The following is an 18,658-nucleotide window of genomic DNA, read 5'->3' as shown; positions in this document are numbered from 1 at the left end:
CTGCCGCCCGGCCGGGGCTGGTCCCAACGAGTGAAAACCAGCCGCTCCCTCTCGTGCCGCGATCGCACACCGATAAGCGGACGATGATATTCCGGCTATGCGGACGCCCCGACCACGATCCCCACGCCTGCCCAGAGCGGCCCGACTGGCCACCGCCTTCGGCCTCTTCGCGGGCACCCTGCTCACCGGCACCCTCACCGCCCCGCCCGCCGAAGCGGCCGTCACCTTCACCAAGACGGTCGACAAGGCCACCGTGGCGCCCGGCGAGAACGTCACCTACACCCTGCGGTACACCTGCTCGGTCAGCGATTGCGCCAACGGGCACATCACCGACGCCCTGCCCGCGGGGATGGAGTTCGTCGGCTGGTCCCCGGACGCCAGCACCGTCGACGTGGCCGGCTCGACCGTCCCGGCCGCGGGCGAGGTCGGCGCCACCCTCGACGTCAAGCTGCTCACCCTCACCCCGGGGACCACCGCGACCGTCAAGGTCGTCCTCAAGTTCCCCAACTTCACCACCCCGAACGACACTCGGACCGTCAACTCGGCCACCCTGACCGCCGACGGCGAGACCCCGCAGACCGGCAGCGCCACCACCACGGCACTCGTCCAGCCCGACTACAAGGTCACCAAGGGCGTCCAGACCAGCAGCCAGGACGGCCGCTCGGTCACCTACCAGTTCAGCGCCTGCTCCACCGCCGGCATCCCCAACGTCGACCTGGACGCAAGCCGGCTGGTCGACACCCTGCCGCCGGGCGCCGTCGTCGACACCGCCCGCTCGCCCGGCTGGACCCAGGACCCGAACGACCCCGACCGCTGGACCTACGACATCGGCGCCTTCCGGGCCGGCAACGGCCAAGCCGGCTGCCGGCTCCCCGGCGTGCTGGTGGTCAACTACCCCGACCCGACCTTCCCCAGTGGCACCACCTCCACCAACTCGGTGGTGCTGCAAGGCGATCCGCTCGGTCCGGAGGAGACGCGCGACCTCTCCACCGCCACCGCGCAGACCCCCACCTTCCAGCCGCCGGCCACCGGCATCCAGGTCACCGCCGCCAAGCAGTGGCAGAGCGAGGTCGCCTCCGGCGACATCGCCTCCCTCAACCTCTATCCCGTCAACACCGCCGGACCCGCCACCGGCCTGGTGATGACCGACCCCGGCTCCGGCACCACCCCCGGCCTCTACGACTGGCTCTTCCCGCAGGCCGTCCAGCTGTCGGAGTGGAACCCGAACAGTGTCGGCCTCACCCTTCAGTACCGGCTGAACGGCGACCCGGCCTGGCAGACCTTCACCCCCGGCAGCCCGTTCAACGGCTCCACCGCCCGCTGGCTCACCTTCGCCGAGGGCGCCGGCAACCCGGCCGACGACGTGATCGGCATTCCGGCCGGCCGCTGGCTGGACGGGCTGCGCTTCGAGTGGAACGGTCCGATCCCCACCGGCTGGAGCCCCGGCAACGCCGTCCGGCTCCACGCCCAGGTGGTCACCCCCGGCCACGACGGCCGCCCCGCGCCCACCCCGCTGCACAACTGCGTGGACGTCACCGGCACCGACGCCGCCGGCGACACCTCCTCGGCCGGCGCCTGCGCCGACACCACCGTCACCGCCGCCACCAACCTCGGCGCCGCCAAGACCACCACGGCCGGCGCCGTCCTCGCCCCCGGCGGCACCGCCACCTTCCAGGTCGTCCCGTACAACCGGACCGGGCGCACCCTCGGCACCCCGCTCGTCCTGTACGACCTGCTGCCGCCCGGCCTGGTCTACGTCGACGGCAGCGCCCGCCGCGACCCGGCCTACCCGGAGTCCGTCGCCCCGCAGTCCGTCCAGGTGCTGCCCGGCCCCGACGGCCGCCAACTGCTCAGGATGACCTGGCCGGCCGGCGCGCCCGACATGATGTACCTCGACGACCACAAGGCGTACCGCACCCTGATCGACGCCCAGGTCGCCGGCAGCGCCCGGCCCGGCACCCTCACCAACGACGTGTACGTCACCACCGAGGGAGCCACCGCCCCCGTCAGCTGCTTCTACTTCGGCACCGACAGCGGGGTGCCGGACGCCCGGGACCTCAACGGCGACGGCAACACCGCCGAGACGATGTGCCACGCGTCCTCGCAGGTCGAGGTGCAGGTCCCGGCCGTGCTGCGGTCCTTCAAGGAGGTCAAGGGCGACCTCGACAAGGACTACGCCACCACCGGTACCACCACCCCCGGCGGCGGCATCTCCTACCGGCTGACCGTCCGCAACGACTCGCCCGACCCGGTCACCGACTTCATCGCGTACGACAAGCTGCCCACCCCGGGCGACTCCTACGTACTGCGGCCCGACATCCCGCGCGGCTCCGCCTGGACACCCTCGCTCACCCAGCCGCTGACCTCCAGCGACCCGACCGTGGTGATCGAGTACACCACCTCGCCCGACCCGTGCGTCACCGGCGCCATCACCGTGCCCGGCCCCTGCGACGCCGGCGCCCGGTGGAGCAGCACCTTCCCGGCACCCGGCACCACCACCTGGTTCCGGGTCCGCCGCCCCGGCACCCTGGCGCCCGGCGGGGTGTTCACCCTGACCTGGCCGATGGTCGCCTCGGTCGACGCCGGCAACGCCGACTTCGCCTGGAACAGCTTCGCCTACACCGCCACCGACTCCGGCGGCAGCCCGCTGCTGCCCGCCGAGCCCGCCAAGGTCGGCGTCGGCGTGACCGCCCCCGTCCTGCCGAACAACGCGCTCGGCGACTTCGTCTGGCTCGACCGCGACGGCAGCGGCATCCAGAAGCCCGGCGACGCCGGCGTACCGGGCGTACGGGTCGAACTGCTGGACGGAACGGGGCAGCCGGTCCGGGACCGGACGGGCAAGCCCGTCACCACCGTCACCGACGCGAGCGGGCACTACCTGTTCGACAAACTGCCGGACGGGGAGTACGCGGTGCGCTTCGACCTGACGACCATCCCGGACGGGGCGAAGGTCACCGTGCGCCACGCCGGTACGGATCCGGCGCTGGACTCGGACGCCGACCCGGCGACGGGGATCACCCAGACGGTGCGGCTGGAGGGCGGGCGGCGGGACCTGGACCTGGACATGGGGGTGGTGGTGGCGAGCTCTCCGTCGCCTTCGCCCTCTCCGTCCCCGTCGCCGTCCCCGTCGCCTTCGCCTTCGCCCTCTCCGTCCCCGTCGCCGTCCCCGTCGCCTTCGCCGACGTCCTCGCCGTCTCCGACGAACTCGCCGTCTCCCACGGCGTCGCCCTCGCCGACGAACTCGCCCTCCCCGACCGGGTCGCCGTCGCCGTCGCCGTCCGCCTCGCCGAGCCCGACCCACAGCCCGTCGCCGAGCGGGAGCCCCACCATGAGTGAGCCCGGCACGCCGACGCACACGCACACGCCTACGCCCACGCACACCCCGTCGTCCTCGTGGACCCACGGCGGTGGGGAGCTGCCCGGTACCGGCGGCAACGGGCTGCTCCCGCTGCTGCTCGCGGCCGGTGCGCTCGGCAGCGGGGTGCTGTTCTCGCTGATCGCCTGGGGTCGTCGGGGCCGCCACAGCTGATCGCCGTAACCGAACGAACGGAGGACATGACTGCGCCCGCCGGCCAGACCCCGGCGGGCGCAGTCGTCTGTGGGGGTGGGGTCAGCCCACCGGGACGGGCTCGGCGAGCGGCGCCACCGGCGCGCCGCGGAACCAGCGCCGGGCACCGAACAGCACCAGGCCGCCCAGGGTGATCCCGCCGGCCGCGCACACCGCGACCGGGCGCAGCGATCCCTCGGCGAGGTGGCCGGAGACCGCGTAGCCGAGCGAGTTGCCGGTGGCGAACAGGGTCACCAGCCAGGCGAAGGCCTCGGTGACCGTCCCGGTCGGGGCCAGTTCGGCGACCAGGACGAAGGCGGCCGCCAGCAGCGGGGCCAGCATGACGCCGGAGAGGAAGGCCAGCGCGGCCATCGGGTACGGGCCGGGCAGGGTGACCAGCGGCAGGTAGGAGGCGGCCATGGCGAGGGCCATCAGCCAGGTGCGGGTCGCGGTGCTCTGCCGCCAGGTGACCATGCCGTAGGCGAGCGCGCCGAGCAGGCCGCCGAGCGCGGCCAGTGCCAGCAGGGTGCCCCCGCCGCCGGGCAGGCCGTCGGCGTGCTGCTCGGCGTAGGCGATGAACAGGACGTTCTGCGCGCCGACCGCCCAGCCGGCCCCGGCGAGTCCGACCAGCAGCAGTACCAGGCCGGGGGAGCGCAGCGGGCCGAGCAGTCCGGCGGAGTGGTCGCGGGCGGGGGCGCGCCAGGCCCGGGCCGGTGCGGTGGTGGCGACCACCAGTGCACCGGCCAGTCCGAGTCCGGCGGCCACCCAGAGCGCGGCGACCGGGCTGAACAGGCCGGCGATTCCGGCCACGGCCAGCGGTCCGGCCACGTAGAGGATCTGCTGGGAGGCGGAGTCGAAGGCGTACGCGGTGTCGAGCTGTTCCTCGTCGACCACGTTCGGCCAGAGCGAGCGCAGGCAGGGTTCCAGCGGCGGCATCGCCAGGCCGGCGACGGCGGCGCCGAGCGGCGCGGCGAGCGGGGAGCCGGGGGCGAGGGCGAGCAGCGCGTACCCGCCGCCGGCCACGACGGCGGAGGCGAGCAGGACGCGCGGCTGGCCGGTGCGGTCGACGATCCGGCCGAGCACCGGCCCGCCGACGGCGGCGGCGAGCGCGTACACGGAGGTGGCCAGTCCGATCCGGCCGTACGGGACGCCGGCCTCGCGCAGGGCGAGGGCGATCACCAGGGCGGTCATACCGGCGGGCAGGCGGCCGAGCAGGGTGCCGAGCAGGAGTCGGGAGACGTGCGGGGCGCGGAGCAGGGCGAGGTAGCCCATCGGTGGTCTTCTCCGGTCAGGGCAGGGGAGGGTGGGGACGCCGTCAAAGTTATACGTATAACTGCTGTTCGGTCAATCCGGCCGGGAGGTGGGGCTGATGGGGCGTCAGCTTCGTTCGTGTCCGGATCTCACTGCCGGGCGGGGAGTGACCGTGGCTCGATCTCAAACAAGTACTTTGAACATCTCAAACCTTTACTGCTAACGTATCGGCCGTGACCACCTCAGACGCACTGCGGATGCACGGCCCGGGCCCGCTGCCCGGCGCCGCCCGCCCGGGTGCGCTGAACGGTGCTGTGGACAGCCCGCGCCGTTGTCGCGCCATGAGCTGCGCAGCCATGAGCTGTATCGCGGCGGCACGCCCCTGACCGGGGTTCGTGACCTCTCCCCGTCCGGCCCCGAGCCGTGCCGCCGCCTCCGCCCCGCCCCACCGCCAGCAACGCCCTCCCCCGGAGTCGCACCCCCATGTCCACAGCGCCCGAGGCGACCTCGTCGCCGTCCCTGCTCACCCGCATCCGCAAGACACCGTTCTGGGTGCAGATCGTCGCCGGCCTCGTGCTCGGCGTCGGCCTCGGCTACCTGGCCCGCGCCGCCGACGTCTCCTGGCTGGCCACCACCCTGGAGACGATCGGCAAGATCTTCGTCCAGCTGCTCAAGCTGGCCGTGCCGCCGCTGGTCTTCACCGCGATCGTGGTGAGCGTCGCCAACCTGCGCAACGTCACCAACGCGGCCCGCCTGGCCACCCGCACGCTGCTCTGGTTCATGATCACCTCGCTGATCGCGGTCGGCATCGGCCTGGGCCTGGGCCTGCTGACCAACCCCGGCCAGGGCACCAACCTCAAGACCGACGGCCTCAAGGCGCTCGACTCCAAGGGCACCTGGATCGACTTCCTGACCGGGATCTTCCCGACCAACATCGTCGACGCCTTCGTCAAGGTGAACGTGCTGCAGATCGTCTTCATGGCGGTCGTGGTCGGCGCCGCGATCATCAAGCTCGGCACCAAGGCCGAGCCGGTCCTCAAGCTCAGCGAGACCGTGCTGGAGCTGACCCAGACCGCGCTGTGGTGGGTCATCCGGCTCTCCCCGCTCGGCACCCTCGGCCTGATCGGCAAGTCCGTCGCCAAGTACGGCTGGGACCTGCTCAAGCCCTTCGCCACGCTGACCCTCGACATCTACGTCGGCTGCGCCCTGGTGCTGTTCGTCGTCTACTCGCTGGTGCTGCGCTTCGCCGCGGGCCTCAACCCGCTGCACTTCTTCAAGGGCGCCTGGCCCGCCATCCAGCTGGCCTTCGTCTCGCGCTCCTCGGTCGGCACCCTGCCGGTCACCCGCCGCGTCACCGAGCGCCTCGGCGTCCCGAGCGAGTACGCCTCGTTCTCCGTGCCGTTCGGCGCCACCACCAAGATGGACGGCTGCGCCTCGATCTACCCGGCCGTCGCCGCGATCTTCGTCGCCCAGGTCTACAACATCGAACTGGGCATCAAGGACTACATCCTGATCGCCTTCGTCTCGGTCGTCGGCTCGGCCGCCACCGCGGGCCTCACCGGCGCGATCATCATGCTGACGCTGACCCTGTCCACCCTGGGCCTGCCGCTGGAGGGCGTCGGCCTGCTGCTGGCCATCGACCCGATCCTGGACATGATGCGCACCGCCACCAACGTGGCCGGCCAGGTGGTCGTGCCGGTCGTGGTCGCGGCGCGGGAGCGGATCCTCGACGTGGCCGCGTACAACAACCCCTCCGGGGACCTGTACGAGGAGGACGCGCCGAAGGTCGCGGTTCCGGTCGCCGCCTGATCGTCGGCGCGCCGGCTGATCGGGCCGGCTGATTGAGCTGCCTGATCGTCGGTGCGCTGTTCGATCGTCGGTGCGATCGGTGCGACACGAAGGGCCCTCTCCCGGTTCACGGGGGAGGGCCCTTCGGCCTTCTCCTGCCTCTCCCCGTCCGCCGGGAAAAGGCAGGGGGCCCGCCGCGATGGGCAGGCCCCCTTGGGTGCTGCTCTTGTGCTCATGGTGACGGCTGTCGGGAGCCGCCGGCGGACCCGAAGGGTCCCGAGCGATCAGAACATCAGAGGATGATCAGACGGCGGTGACGTTCTCCGCCTGCGGGCCCTTCGGACCCTGGGTGACGTCGAAGGTGACCGCCTGGTTCTCCTCCAGCGAACGGAAGCCGTTCGCATTGATGGCGGAGTAGTGGACGAAGACGTCGGGGCCGCCGCCCTCCTGGGCGATGAAGCCGAAGCCCTTCTCAGCGTTGAACCACTTGACGGTTCCCTGAGCCATGCCGTTCTCCTTGCGATGCGTGTCGGGGGCCACACCGTGTGGTCCCCGGTCCGCTGCGCTGATCGCCCTGCCTCCGGACGAGTCCGAAGTTTTTCGATATTGCTGAAAAACTACAAAAAGCCCGCGGTTACATGCTCCGCAGGCTTCAAGTACTGCAAGGGGAATCAAACTGCAACTGAGGGCAACGCTAGCATGCGGCCGCTGTGACGACCAGGGGTCACTTGCCCTTCGGACGGCGCGTGTCGTAGGCCCTCCGAGTGGGCTGGTTACGGGCGCGGGCAGGCGTGTTGGGGGCCCGCGCGAGTCCGCCCGGAGGCGCCCGCGCGCCGGTCCGGAAGCGCCCGCGCGCGTGTCGGGTGGCCGGTGCGAGCCGTCGCGAACAGCAGGCATACGCTGCGGTGAAACGCACGAACAGCGCCGTGGGGAAGCGCACGAACAGCAAGGGAGCGCCGCAGTGGCAGCACCGGACGGACAAACGCGGGAGCCCGAGCACCAGGAGACCACCCCGGTCAGGCCGAGGGTCGGCCACATTCAGTTCCTGAACTGCGTCCCCCTCTACTGGGGCCTCGCCAGGACCGGCAACCTGCTCGACCTCGACCTCACCAAGGACACCCCGGAGAAGCTGAGCGACCAACTCGTCGGCGGCTCCCTCGACATCGGCCCGATCACCTGCGTGGAGTACCTGCGCAACGCCGAGGACCTGCTGGTCCTGCCCGACATCGCGGTCGGCAGCGACGGCCCGGTGATGTCCTGCCTGATCGTGAGCAAGGTGCCGCTCGCCGACCTCGACGGCCGCCGGGTCGCCCTCGGCTCCACCAGCCGCACCTCCGTCCGGCTCGCCCGGCTGCTCCTGGAGGAGCGGGAGGGCGTGCGCCCGGACTACTTCACCTGCCCCCCGGACCTCAGCGCGATGCTCGCCGAGGCCGACGCCGCCGTCCTGATCGGCGACCCCGCCCTGCGCGCCTACCTCGGCCAGGCCGCCGACCTCGGGCTGACCGTCCACGACCTCGGCGAGATGTGGAAGGAGTGGACCGGACTGCCGTTCGTCTTCGCGGTCTGGGCCGTGCGCCGCGAGTTCGCCGAACGCTGCCCCGAACTCACCGCGGCCGTCCACCGGGCCTTCCTGGAGTCGCGGGACCTCTCGCTGGTCGAGGCCGCCAAGGTGGCCGAGCAGGCCGCCCGTTGGGAGACCATCGGGGCGGACGTGCTGGAGCGGTACTTCAGCGAGGCGCTCGACTTCTCGCTCGGCGGGCGGCAGCTCGCCGGGGTCGCCGAGTTCGCCCGGCGGGTCGCCCACGACAGCGGCTTCGCGCCGGACGTGACGGTGCGGCTGCTGGAGCCGGCGGCGCTGCCGGTCGGGCCGTAGGGTCCGCCTTCGTCCCGCCGTTCGCGGGAGGGGCCGGTCGGACCACGGTGGTGGTGCGGCCGGCCCCTTCGCATGGGGTGTGGCCGGCGCGTTCGCGGGGGTGCGGACGGTCTTCGCGCTGGTCCGGCGGGGCGGGTCGGGCGGCAGGTCGGTCCGGCCCGGTACGGTCTGCTCCCGAGGTGCGTCCGGCGGGGTACCGCGCGGGCGCGGGGTGGGCGAGGGGAGCGTGCGGGGCATGCGGGCACTGGGGTCGGACGATCCGCGCCAGGTGGGCGCCTACCGGCTGTTGCGGCGGCTCGGCTCGGGCGGGATGGGCCGGGTCTACCTCGGCCGGACGGCCGGCGGGCGCACCGTCGCCGTCAAGGTGGTCCGGGCCGAACTCGCGGACGACGCCGAGTTCCGCGCCCGGTTCCGGCAGGAGGTGGCCGCCGCCCGACGGGTCGGCGGTGCCTGGACCGCCCCCGTCCTGGACGCCGACACCGAGGGCGAGCAACCCTGGGTCGCCACCGGCTACGTCGCGGGCCCCGCACTCGCCGACGCCGTCCGGGCGCACGGCCCGCTGCCGGAGGCCGCCGTCCGCGCCCTCGGCGTCGGGCTCGCCGGGGCACTCGCCCATGTGCACGGGCTCGGCCTGGTGCACCGCGACGTCAAACCCTCCAACGTGCTGCTCACGCTGGACGGCCCGCGGCTGATCGACTTCGGGATCGCCCGGGCCCTGGACGCGACCAGTGGTTTCACCCGTTCGGGTTATGTGGTGGGCTCACCCGGCTTCATGTCGCCCGAACAGGCGAACGGGCAGCCGGCCGGACCGGCCGGGGACGTCTTCTCGCTCGGCGCCGTCCTGGCCTTCGCCGCCACCGGGGTCCACCCCTTCGGAGCGGACGTCAGCGCGGCCGTCCTGCTCTACCGGGTGCTGCACGAGGAACCGGACGTCACCGGACTGCCCGAGGCGCTGCGGGCGGTCGTCCTCGACTGCCTCGCCAAGGACCCGGCCGCCCGGCCAACCCCACGGCAACTGGCCGCCCGCCTCGACCCGGACGGCGCGGCCGCCGCCCTGCTCGGGCGGGGCGACTGGCTGCCGCCGGCGCTGGCGGCCGGGGTGGGGCGCAGCGCGGTGGAGCTGCTGGACCTGGAGGGGGCGCAGGGGGAGGCGCTCCCGCAGGCGCCGTACGCGCCGTACACGTCGACGTGGGCGTCGGCGCAGGATGCGGCGTCGGCGTCAGGAGAAGGGGAGGGGGAGGGGGAGGGGGACGGGCCGCTGCCGCTGTGCAGTTACCCGGCCGGGACGGGGGAGGAGCAGGGGCTCGCCCGTCGGCGCCGTCGGGCAGGAACCGCGGTGGCGGCGGTGCTGGTGGTCGCGGTGCTCGGGGGCGCCGGGTACGGGTGGTACGCGATGACCGGGCCGTCCGAGCCGGTGGTGTCGGTGCCGACCCTGGGGCCGTTGCCCCTGCCGTCCGTGGACCCGGGCCAGGCCGTCGCGTCGCCGGGGGCCTTCGTGCCGGGTGGGGCGGAGGGGGCGTCGCCCTCCGCGCCGGTGCCTCCGTCCGCGGCGGCGTCCGGGGCTGCGTCCGAGGCGGCCCCGCCGTCCGGGACGGGTGGGCCGGGGGCGGTGCCCGCGGCGTTCCTGGGCACCTGGAGCGGAGACATGGTCACCGACAAGGGGCTGCCCGGCGGCACCACCACGCTCACCGTCCGCCAGGCGGCGATCGGCCAGGAGGCCACCACCAGCCACAACGGCGTCTCCGGGCTGATCTCGATCAGCTGCGAGGGCGCCTGGACGCTTACGTCGGTCTCCGGCACCGAGCTGGTGTTCCGGTCCCGGCTGGTGCGCTCCTCCCTCCCCGGTGCCTGCACCGGCGGTTCCAACACGGAGACCCTGAGCCTGCGGTCCGACGGGACGATCCGCTTCACCTCCGCCGACCCGGCCGCCGGGAACCCGGCCGGCACCTTGCGCAGGACCGGCTCGGCGGGTCGGTAGCGGGTTGGTGCGGGTCGGTAGTGGTCCGGTGCGGTTCGGTGGCGGGTCGTTGCGGGTGGCCCGGCGGGACGGGTCGAGGCGCAGTTCAGCGGGCTGACGCGGGCGTCCGAAAGGCCTGGCGTAGGCTGGTTCGGCCGTACCCGAGTTGCACTTGAGAGAGAGAAGGCCGCCAGGTGACCGAGCTCGCAGCGACCACCCTCGATGCGTCCAGCACCGACCTGCAGGCCGTGCTCGACCGGGCCGCCGCCGGCGGCCGGATCACCCCGGAGGAGGCGCTGGAGCTCTACCGCTCGGCGCCGCTGCACGCGCTCGGCTCCGCCGCCGACGCGGTGCGCCGCCGCCGCTACGCGGGTACCGAGCACATCGCGACGTACATCATCGAGCGCAACATCAACTACACCAACGTCTGCGTGACGGCGTGCAAGTTCTGCGCCTTCTACGTGCCGCCGAAGAGCGACAAGGGCTGGTCCCGCGAGCTCGACGAGATCCTGCGCCGCTGCGCCGAGACGGTCGAGCTGGGCGGCACCCAGATCATGTTCCAGGGCGGCCACCACCCGGACTACGGCGTCGAGTACTACGAGCGCGCCTTCTCGGCGATCAAGGCCGACTTCCCCCAGCTGGTGATCCACTCGCTGGGCGCCTCCGAGGTCGAGCACATGTCCCGGATCTCGGGCGTCTCCATCGAGGAGGCCATCACCCGGATCCACAAGGCGGGCCTGGACTCCTTCGCCGGCGCCGGCGCCGAGCTGCTCCCGGAGCGGCCGCGCAAGGCGATCGCCCCGCTCAAGGAGTCCGGCGAGCGCTGGCTGGAGATCATGGAGGCCGCGCACGGCCTCGGCGTGGAGTCCACCTCCACCATGCTGATGGGCACCGGCGAGACCAACGCCGAGCGGATCGAGCACCTGCGGATGATCCGCGAGGTGCAGGACCGCACCGGCGGCTTCCGCGCCTTCATCCCGTACACCTACCAGCCGCAGAACAACCACCTCAAGGGCTCGACCCAGGCCACCGTCTTCGAGTACCTGCGGATGATCGCGATCGCCCGCCTGTTCCTCGACAACATCGCCCACATCCAGGGCTCCTGGCTCACCACCGGCAAGGAGGCGGGACAGCTGTCGCTGCACTACGGCGCCGACGACCTGGGCTCCGTGATGCTGGAGGAGAACGTCGTCTCGGCGGCCGGCGCCAAGCACCGCTCCAACCTCACCGAGCTGATCCACCTCATCCGCGCCGCCGACCGCGTCCCGGCGCAGCGCGCCACCACCTACGAGCACCTGCGGGTGCTGGACGACCCGGCCAACGACCCGGTCGACCCCCGGGTCGCCTCGCACATCGCCTCCACGGCGATCGAGGGCGGCACGGCGCACCCCGAGCTCAAGATCCTGGACAACGGCTGAGGCCCCGGACGACCGAGGACCACGGACACCCGAGACCGCTCCGGTCGACGCCGTGCTGACCCTGCACCGGGCCGAGTTCCTGCTGCCCGACCCCGCCGGACCCACCGCCCCGTCCTTCGCCGACGGGGCGGTGGTGGTGCGCGGTGAACTGGTCGAGGCCGTCGGCCCGTACGCGGAGCTGGCGGCGGCCCACCCGTCGGCCCGGGTCCGGGACTGGGGCCGGGCCCTGCTCGCACCCGGCCTGCGCAACCCCTGCGGGCAGCGGCTGCTGGAACGGGACTACCACCCGGACCCGCGGGAGGAGATCGGCGTCGAGCCGGTCGTGGACGGGCTGGTCGGCTGCACCGACGAGGCCCGGTACGGAGCCAGTGCGCGGCGCGGCCTGCAGCGGATGCTCGGGTTCGGGGTGACGGCGGTGGCCGGGCCGTTCGCGCGGCCCGCGGTGCGGACGGCGGTGGCGCGGTCGGGGCTGGTGGCGTTGCCGGGGGCGTCGGCGGCTGCTGAGCTGGCGGGGCCGGGGGAGCTGGGCGAAGGGGCGGGCCCGCTGGACCCGTTGGCGGTGCTGCCGCTCGCCCGGGCCGTGCACGGGCGGGTCGCGGCCGGTGGGCGGGCGGACTTCGCGGTGTTCCCGGTGGCGGCGGAGGAGGCGGAGGAGGAGGGCGGGGTGCGGCCGGTGGCCGGTGGGTGCCTGGCGACCGTGCTGGCCGGGCGGTTGGTGTACCGGCGGCGGTGACCGCCCACGGGGCGGCTGGCCGGGCGGCTTGCTGGGCGGCGGTCGGGGCGGCTCGCAGAGGTGACGGTCGGCGGGCGGAGGCGGTCGTGAGCCCTCCGGTGTGACGTACCCGTCAGTAGGCGGATTGCCTTGCGGTGCAGGGGACTTCCTTCGTGTGCACCCGAACTGCCGTGCCCTCCCAGGGGGGTGATTGTCCCTTCACCGTGACCTGAGGGCCCGCCAGCGGATACGATCCCGGACAGCTCACTCCGTACCCTCACCACACCACCACCCGTGCCCGCGGGCGGCGGGGCCGTGTCCCAGGCCCCGGAGGCAAGCCAGGACAGGAACCATGCGAACCGCGACCGTCCCCCCGCCGCGAACCCCGCGGATGGGCCGTGGTTGGTACCTCGCCGCCGTGCTCAGCGCCGTGCTGGCCGTCGGGATGTGCCTGCTCGGTTGGCGCCAGGCCGACCAGGCCGACCGGATCGCGGCCCACCCGGTCAGGGTCGAGGGCGTCGTCACCCAGCTGCCGACCGGCGGCGGCACCTACAGCGCCGTCAGCTACAAGGTCAGCGGTCAGCCGCACACCGCCGCCGCGCTGCCGCTCGCCGACGGCATCAGGCTCGGCGACGCCGTCTGCCTGGAACACGCGGCCGACGACCCGGGCGCCGTCCGGATCTGCGGTGACACCTACCCGCAGCCCGTCGGCGTCGGCCTGGCCCGGTTCAGCGTGCCCGTCGCCGTCGTGCTGTTCGTGATCTGCATGCTGCGCATCCGGCGCCACCGGCGGGCCGTCGCCGTCCGCAGCGGGCAGGGCCGGCTCAGCGCCAACCTGGCCATGGCGACCGGCGCCCTGGCCGAGGGGATGCCCGCGATCACCCAGGGCAAGCGCTCGCGCCGCCGCCGTCGCGCGGGCGGGCGGCGCGGATCGCACTGAGCCCCCGTCGGCGGATCGCACCGAGCCCCCGTTGGTCGGGGCAGCCGTCGCAGGGTGAACAATGGGGGGCGTGACCCGAGCCTCCCTGGACAAGCAGCCGCACGAAGTCGCCGCCATGTTCGACGACGTCGCGGCCAAGTACGACCTCACCAACGACGTGCTCTCCCTCGGCCAGGCGCGCGCCTGGCGCCGGGCGGTGGCCGAGGCGGTGGCCGCGGGACCGGGGGACCTCGTGCTCGACCTCGGAGCCGGCACCGGCACCTCCTCGCTGCCCTTCGCCGAGGCCGGGGCCGACGTCGTCCCGTGCGACTTCTCGGTCGGCATGCTCACCGAGGGCAAGCGCCGCCACCCCGAGCTGCCGCTCACCGCCGGCGACGCCACCCGGCTCCCGTTCGCGGACGACACCTTCGACTCGGTGACGATCTCCTTCGCGCTGCGCAACGTCCAGGAGACCGACGCGGCGCTGCGCGAGATGCACCGGGTCACCAAGCCCGGCGGCAAGCTGGTGATCTGCGAGTTCTCCACCCCGACCTGGACGCCGTTCCGGACCGTCTACACCGAGTACCTGATGCGCGCGCTGCCGCCCGTCGCCACCGCCGTCAGCAGCAACCCGGACGCGTACGTGTACCTCGCCGAGTCCATCCGGGTCTGGCCGGACCAGCCCACGCTGGCCTCCCGGATGCAGGAGAGCGGCTGGTCGAAGGTCGCCTGGCGGAACCTGACCGGCGGGATCGTCGCGCTGCACCGCGGGTACAAGCAGGCGTAGCCGCAGGGGGGCGGTACGCGGCGGAGCGCGGGGACCGCAGGAGTCCCCGGCAGCGTGAGCGGAACTAGACTGCCGGGGACGAAAGCCGCCATCCCCCCGCCGCAGCTCCAGGAGTGTGTCCACGTGTCCGAGACCGCAGCCGATCTGACGAAGCCGGACAGCACGGTCGAGAGCACCGCCGACGTCATCGTGGTCGGCGCGGGCCCGGCCGGCGCCACCACCGCGTACTACCTCGCCCAGGCCGGACTGGACGTCCTGCTGCTGGAGAAGACCGCCTTCCCGCGCGAGAAGGTCTGCGGCGACGGCCTCACCCCGCGCGCCACCAAGCAGCTGGTGGACATGGGCATCGACGTCTCCACCGACAACGGCTGGCTGCACAACAAGGGCCTGCGCATCATCGGCGGCGGCGTCCGGCTGGAGCTGGACTGGCCCGAGCTGGCCTCCTTCCCCGACTACGGCCTGGTCCGCAAGCGCGCCGACTTCGACGAACTGCTCGCCCGTCAGGCCGAGAAGGCCGGCGCCCGGCTCTACGAGCGCTGCAACGTCAGCGGCCCGGTCCTGGACGAGCGCACCGGCCGGATCGTCGGCGTCACCGCCAAGCTCGGCGAGGAGAAGCGACCGGTCACCTTCCGCGCCCCGCTGGTCGTCGCCGCCGACGGCAACTCCACCCGGCTCTCCCTCGCCATGGGCCTGCACCGCCGCGAGGACCGCCCGATGGGCGTCGCCTACCGCACCTACTTCAACTCGCCGCGCCACGACGACGACTACCTGGAGTCCTGGCTGGAGCTGTGGGACACCCGCGGCGACCAGCGCAAGCTGCTCCCCGGCTACGGCTGGGTCTTCGGCATGGGCGACGGCACCTCCAACGTCGGCCTCGGCATCCTCAACTCCTCGCCCGCCTTCGGCGAACTCGACTGGCGCGAGGTGCTCAAGGCCTGGTGCGCGAGCATGCCCGCCGAGTGGGGCTACACCCCCGAGAACATGACCGAGCCGATCCGCGGCGCCGCCCTGCCGATGGCCTTCAACCGGCAGCCGCACTACACCCGCGGCCTGCTGCTGGTCGGCGACGCGGGCGGCATGGTCAACCCGTTCAACGGCGAGGGCATCGCCTACGCGATGGAATCCGGCCAGATCGCCGCCGGCGTCATCGTGCAGGCCCACGCCCGCGTCACCGAGGGCGGCCGCGAGCGCGCCCTGCAGGCCTACCCGCGCATCCTCAAGGACGTGTACGGCGGCTACTACACGCTCGGCCGCGCCTTCGTGAAGCTCATCGGCAACCCCAAGGTGATGCAGCTCGCCGCCCAGCACGGCCTGCCGCGCCCGCTCCTGATGCGCTTCACCCTCAAGCTGCTCGCCAACCTCACCGACCCGCAGGGCGGCGACGCGATGGACCGCGTGATCAACGGGCTGGCGAGGGTCGCGCCGAACGCCTGAGGTGGCGGGGGCGCTCGGGGCACCGGGGTGCTCGGGGTGCCGGGGGTGCTCGGGGTGCTCAGGGTGCTTGGGGCGGCGCGGTTCAGGGCGACTTCGGTGCCGTCCCCTGTTCCGTCGTCCCCCGCGCTGAAGGATCTTGCTCCGCCGTCTCCAGCTCCGCCGTGTCGCGGGAGGCGGCGGAGCGCTGCTCGACGTAGGCGAGGCGCTCGTCGAACACCCGGGCCGCGTCGGGGGTGAGCGTCCGCAGGGCGACCAGGGCGCTGAACACGACGTCGCAGAGCTCGTGCTGGACGTCCTCCCAGGTGTGGGTGACGCCCTTGCGCGGGTTCTGACCGGTCGCGCCGATCACCGCGGCGCCGACCTCGCCGACCTCCTCGGAGAGCTTGAGCAGCCGCAGCAGGCGCTCCTCCTGCGGCGACTGGGTGCTCTGATCGTCCAGCCACGCGACCAGGTGGTCGACGCTCTCCCAGATCCGGCTGTCCATGCGGTGCTGCTCCCTGCGGTGTCGGTGGTGCTGCCACCGTACGGGAGCGGCGAGGGGCGGGCCGGACCGCTGCGCGCCGGATCGGTGCGCTCCGGACCGGTGCCGCCCAGCCCACCCCAGGTGTTCGCCTGCTCGCCCGCCCGGCCGGTGGATCAGCGCTTGCCGATCTTCACGTGGCGGATGTTCACGGGGACGTTCGGGAATCCGTCGCCCGGGCCGTTCTGGTCGTCCTCGCCTGCGGTGGCGATCTTCTGCAGGACGTCCAGGCCGGCCGTCACCCGGCCGAACGGGGTGTAGGCGGGGGAGAGCTTGGTGTCCTTCCAGACGATGAAGAACTGGCTGCCGTTGGTGTTCGGACCGGCGTTGGCCATGGCCACGGTGCCGGCGGGGTAGGTGGCGCCGGTCAGGTTCTCGTCCGGGAAGGAGTAGCCCGGACCGCCGCTGCCCGTCCCGGTCGGGTCGCCGCACTGCAATACGTAGATCCGCTGGGTGGTGAGCCGGTGGCAGTGGCTGCGGTCGAAGTAGTCGTGCTCGGCGAGGAAGCGGAACGAGAAGGTGGTGCAGGGCGCCTTGTCGGTCAGTGCCTCGAAGGTGATCGGGCCCTGGTTGGTGCGAACGGTCGCCTGGTAGGGGCGGGCCGCCTTCGCGGCATCGAAGACCGGGATGCCCTTGAAGTTGTCGGCCGGGACGGCCGGTGTGTAGGTGCAGGCCGCGCTCGGGGCGGGGGTGGCGCCGGAGGGGGCCGCGACGGCCGTGCCGGTGCTCGCCGCGAGCGGGAGGACGGTGGCGGCGGCGACCAGCGCCCAGTGCTTACGGTTCACGTGACGGGCCTTCCGGGGGGTGGTGGACGGCATGTTTGTCATGGAGGAATCATCCACGGCCGGGTGGGTCTTCGGTAGGGGGCTGGGGCGGCCGGTGCTCCTTCGACTGCCGGTGGTGACGTGGTGTCAGTTCTTCTTCGGGGCGGGCGTGAACAGTCCGGCCCGGGCGGCGAGGGCGGCGGCGTCGGCGGCCCGTTCGGCGGTGCGGGCGTCCAGCGGTTCGCCGGTGACGAACAGCCGGTAGTAGAGCGGGGCGGTGGCGGCCCTGACCACTTCGACGCCGTCCGTCCCGGCGGGTAGGTCGCCCCGCGCAACGGCCCGTTCGGCGACCTCGGCGGCCTGGCGGTGGCGGGCCGCGAAGAACCCGCGCAGGGCGGCCGCGCCGACGTCGGAGCGTTGGGCGGCGGAGATCAGCGCGGTGGGCGTGGAGCCCCGCTCCGGGTCGGTGAAGACGCTGAACACCTCCTGGGCGATGCGGCGGAGGTCCTCCTGGAGGTCTCCGGTGTCGGGCAGTGGCCAGGGCTGGTCGGCGGAGGCGGTCAGGGCGTCGGCGATCAGGCCGTCCACTCCGCCCCACCGCCGGTAGAGAGTCGCCTTGTGGACGCCGGAGCGTGCCGCGACCGCCTCGGCGGTGAGTCCGTCGTACCCCTTCTCGGTGACCTCGGCGAGCGTCGCGGCGACCACCTCCGCGCGGACCCGGGCGCTGCGCCCGCCCGGGCGCGGGGTGGGCGTGCGGGACGGCTGCCGGTCGGGAGTGGTGGCCTCGCTCAAAGTCGACTCCTGTCGCATTAAGGCTTGCTGCGGGGTGGTGGCCGTGCCATGCTCATCGTAATGCGACGAGAGTCGCATTACGAGAGGAGCCCGTGTGACCACCCGTGCCATCCCCGACCCGACCGCCCTCCACCCGCTCGCCGGCCACGACCGAGTGGTCCTGCTGCGCCCGCTCGTCACCGACCCGAGGATCCAGGTCGGCGAGTACACGTACTTCGACGACCCCGACGGAGCCACCCGCTTCGAGGAGCGCAACGTCCTCTACGCCTACGGCCCCGAACGGCTGGTGATCGGCAAGTACTGCGCGATCGCCACCGGCACCCGCTTCCTGATGGCCGGGGCCGCCCACCCGGCCATCGGCGTCTCCACCTTCCCCTTCACGATGTTCGGCGGCAGCTGGACCGAGCAGACCCTCGACATCGTCACGGGCCTGCCCAGCCGCGGTGACACCGTGGTCGGCAACGACGTCTGGTTCGGCTTCGGCGCCACCGTCCTGCCGGGCGTCCGGATCGGCGACGGGGCGATCATCGCGGCCGGTGCGGTGGTCACCGCCGACGTCGAGCCCTACACGATCGTCGGCGGCAACCCCGCCCGCCCGATCCGACGCTGCTTCGACGACGCCGACATCGAACGCCTCCTCCGCGCCGCCTGGTGGGACTGGCCGACGGAGCTCGTCACCGAGCACGTCCGCGCCATCATGTCCGGTACTCCAGCCGACATCGAGGACATCGCCGAGACGAACGGTCTGCTCGCCTCCTGACAGTGAGGATGTTCATGGGCGGTTCCCGGGCAGGTCTGACCCGCCTCCTGACTGACCTCGGGTCCTCAACGGGATCTGTCGGCCTCGTTCGGGAACCGCTCGTGTGCATCCACCGGTCCGGCTTGCGTGACTTCAT

The 18,658-nt window shown here is 72.9% G+C and carries 15 protein-coding genes; 10 read left to right on the top strand and 5 right to left on the bottom strand.

Annotated features, from left to right (window positions below):
* Positions 1-97: 97 nt before the first annotated feature.
* Positions 98-3,529 carry an SdrD B-like domain-containing protein gene (locus ACFV8H_RS13055; protein WP_380399117.1) on the top strand — a complete coding sequence of 1,144 codons (3,432 nt, stop codon included), beginning with the start codon at positions 98-100 and terminating at the stop codon, positions 3,527-3,529.
* Positions 3,530-3,610: 81 nt separating this feature from the next.
* On the opposite strand, the gene ACFV8H_RS13050 is transcribed toward ACFV8H_RS13055, so the two are convergent.
* The gene (locus tag ACFV8H_RS13050) at positions 3,611-4,819 is read right to left on the bottom strand and encodes an MFS transporter (RefSeq protein WP_375888930.1); all 1,209 of its coding nucleotides are present in this window, start codon (positions 4,817-4,819) and stop codon (positions 3,611-3,613) included.
* Between the two features lie 462 nt (positions 4,820-5,281).
* On the opposite strand from ACFV8H_RS13050, the gene ACFV8H_RS13045 reads away from it, so the two are divergent.
* Complete coding sequence (locus ACFV8H_RS13045) at positions 5,282-6,607, top strand: dicarboxylate/amino acid:cation symporter (protein ID WP_380399115.1); 1,326 nt, start codon at positions 5,282-5,284, stop codon at positions 6,605-6,607.
* Positions 6,608-6,889: 282 nt separating this feature from the next.
* Here the strand turns inward: ACFV8H_RS13045 and ACFV8H_RS13040 are convergent, their stop codons facing one another.
* Positions 6,890-7,093, bottom strand: coding sequence for a cold-shock protein (locus ACFV8H_RS13040; RefSeq protein ID WP_030287184.1), 204 nt, complete (start codon positions 7,091-7,093; stop codon positions 6,890-6,892).
* A gap of 454 nt (positions 7,094-7,547) precedes the next feature.
* Between ACFV8H_RS13040 and ACFV8H_RS13035 the strand changes: the two genes are divergently transcribed.
* From ACFV8H_RS13035 to ACFV8H_RS13005, 7 genes are all read left to right on the top strand, one after another.
* The gene (locus tag ACFV8H_RS13035; protein ID WP_375888937.1) at positions 7,548-8,459 is read left to right on the top strand and encodes a menaquinone biosynthetic enzyme MqnA/MqnD family protein; all 912 of its coding nucleotides are present in this window, start codon (positions 7,548-7,550) and stop codon (positions 8,457-8,459) included.
* A 235-nt stretch (positions 8,460-8,694) separates the two neighbouring features.
* Entirely contained in the window at positions 8,695-10,437 is a 1,743-nt protein-coding gene (locus ACFV8H_RS13030) for a serine/threonine-protein kinase (RefSeq protein ID WP_380399113.1), read from the top strand.
* A gap of 173 nt (positions 10,438-10,610) precedes the next feature.
* On the top strand, positions 10,611-11,834 hold the full coding sequence (gene mqnC, locus ACFV8H_RS13025) for a cyclic dehypoxanthinyl futalosine synthase (RefSeq protein WP_375888942.1): 1,224 nt from the start codon (positions 10,611-10,613) through the stop codon (positions 11,832-11,834).
* A gap of 52 nt (positions 11,835-11,886) precedes the next feature.
* A complete protein-coding gene (locus ACFV8H_RS13020; protein WP_380399110.1) occupies positions 11,887-12,567 on the top strand; it encodes a hypothetical protein in 681 nt (226 codons plus the stop codon).
* A 331-nt stretch (positions 12,568-12,898) separates the two neighbouring features.
* A complete protein-coding gene (locus tag ACFV8H_RS13015) occupies positions 12,899-13,486 on the top strand; it encodes a hypothetical protein (RefSeq protein WP_380399108.1) in 588 nt (195 codons plus the stop codon).
* Between the two features lie 70 nt (positions 13,487-13,556).
* Positions 13,557-14,252: a demethylmenaquinone methyltransferase gene (locus ACFV8H_RS13010; protein ID WP_380399106.1), complete on the top strand. Its 696-nt coding sequence runs from the start codon at positions 13,557-13,559 to the stop codon at positions 14,250-14,252.
* Positions 14,253-14,396: 144 nt separating this feature from the next.
* Entirely contained in the window at positions 14,397-15,686 is a 1,290-nt protein-coding gene (locus tag ACFV8H_RS13005; protein WP_380399306.1) for a geranylgeranyl reductase family protein, read from the top strand.
* 82 nt (positions 15,687-15,768) lie between these two features.
* On the opposite strand, the gene ACFV8H_RS13000 is transcribed toward ACFV8H_RS13005, so the two are convergent.
* The 3 genes from ACFV8H_RS13000 to ACFV8H_RS12990 all read right to left on the bottom strand — a co-directional run bounded on the left by ACFV8H_RS13000 (position 15,769) and on the right by ACFV8H_RS12990 (position 17,762).
* A complete protein-coding gene (locus ACFV8H_RS13000) occupies positions 15,769-16,170 on the bottom strand; it encodes a MazG-like family protein (protein ID WP_380399104.1) in 402 nt (133 codons plus the stop codon).
* Positions 16,171-16,322: 152 nt separating this feature from the next.
* Positions 16,323-17,033: a peptidylprolyl isomerase gene (locus tag ACFV8H_RS12995; protein WP_380399103.1), complete on the bottom strand. Its 711-nt coding sequence runs from the start codon at positions 17,031-17,033 to the stop codon at positions 16,323-16,325.
* A gap of 84 nt (positions 17,034-17,117) precedes the next feature.
* Positions 17,118-17,762, bottom strand: coding sequence for a TetR/AcrR family transcriptional regulator (locus ACFV8H_RS12990; RefSeq protein ID WP_380399101.1), 645 nt, complete (start codon positions 17,760-17,762; stop codon positions 17,118-17,120).
* Positions 17,763-17,856: 94 nt separating this feature from the next.
* Here ACFV8H_RS12990 and ACFV8H_RS12985 point away from each other — a divergent pair, with 94 nt between their 5' ends.
* Entirely contained in the window at positions 17,857-18,522 is a 666-nt protein-coding gene (locus tag ACFV8H_RS12985; protein ID WP_380399099.1) for a CatB-related O-acetyltransferase, read from the top strand.
* Positions 18,523-18,658 lie beyond the last annotated feature (136 nt).

Origin of the sequence: Kitasatospora sp. NPDC059827 (genome assembly GCF_042731675.1) — a bacterium.
Classification (GTDB): Bacteria; Actinomycetota; Actinomycetes; order Streptomycetales; family Streptomycetaceae; genus Kitasatospora.
The sequence above is the reverse complement of the archived record's forward strand: the minus strand, read 5'-3'. Positions and strand labels throughout refer to the sequence as shown.

What these genes read in the sequence shown, in the direction of transcription:
- ACFV8H_RS13055 (WP_380399117.1), top strand. Translation starts at nt 98, where the DNA reads ATGCGGACGCCCCGACCACGATCCCCACGCCTGCCCAGAGCGGCCCGA.
- ACFV8H_RS13050 (WP_375888930.1), bottom strand. Translation starts at nt 4,819, where the DNA reads ATGGGCTACCTCGCCCTGCTCCGCGCCCCGCACGTCTCCCGACTCCTG.
- ACFV8H_RS13045 (WP_380399115.1), top strand. Translation starts at nt 5,282, where the DNA reads ATGTCCACAGCGCCCGAGGCGACCTCGTCGCCGTCCCTGCTCACCCGC.
- ACFV8H_RS13040 (WP_030287184.1), bottom strand. Translation starts at nt 7,093, where the DNA reads ATGGCTCAGGGAACCGTCAAGTGGTTCAACGCTGAGAAGGGCTTCGGC.
- ACFV8H_RS13030 (WP_380399113.1), top strand. Translation starts at nt 8,695, where the DNA reads ATGCGGGCACTGGGGTCGGACGATCCGCGCCAGGTGGGCGCCTACCGG.
- ACFV8H_RS13015 (WP_380399108.1), top strand. Translation starts at nt 12,899, where the DNA reads ATGCGAACCGCGACCGTCCCCCCGCCGCGAACCCCGCGGATGGGCCGT.
- ACFV8H_RS13000 (WP_380399104.1), bottom strand. Translation starts at nt 16,170, where the DNA reads ATGGACAGCCGGATCTGGGAGAGCGTCGACCACCTGGTCGCGTGGCTG.
- ACFV8H_RS12995 (WP_380399103.1), bottom strand. Translation starts at nt 17,033, where the DNA reads ATGACAAACATGCCGTCCACCACCCCCCGGAAGGCCCGTCACGTGAAC.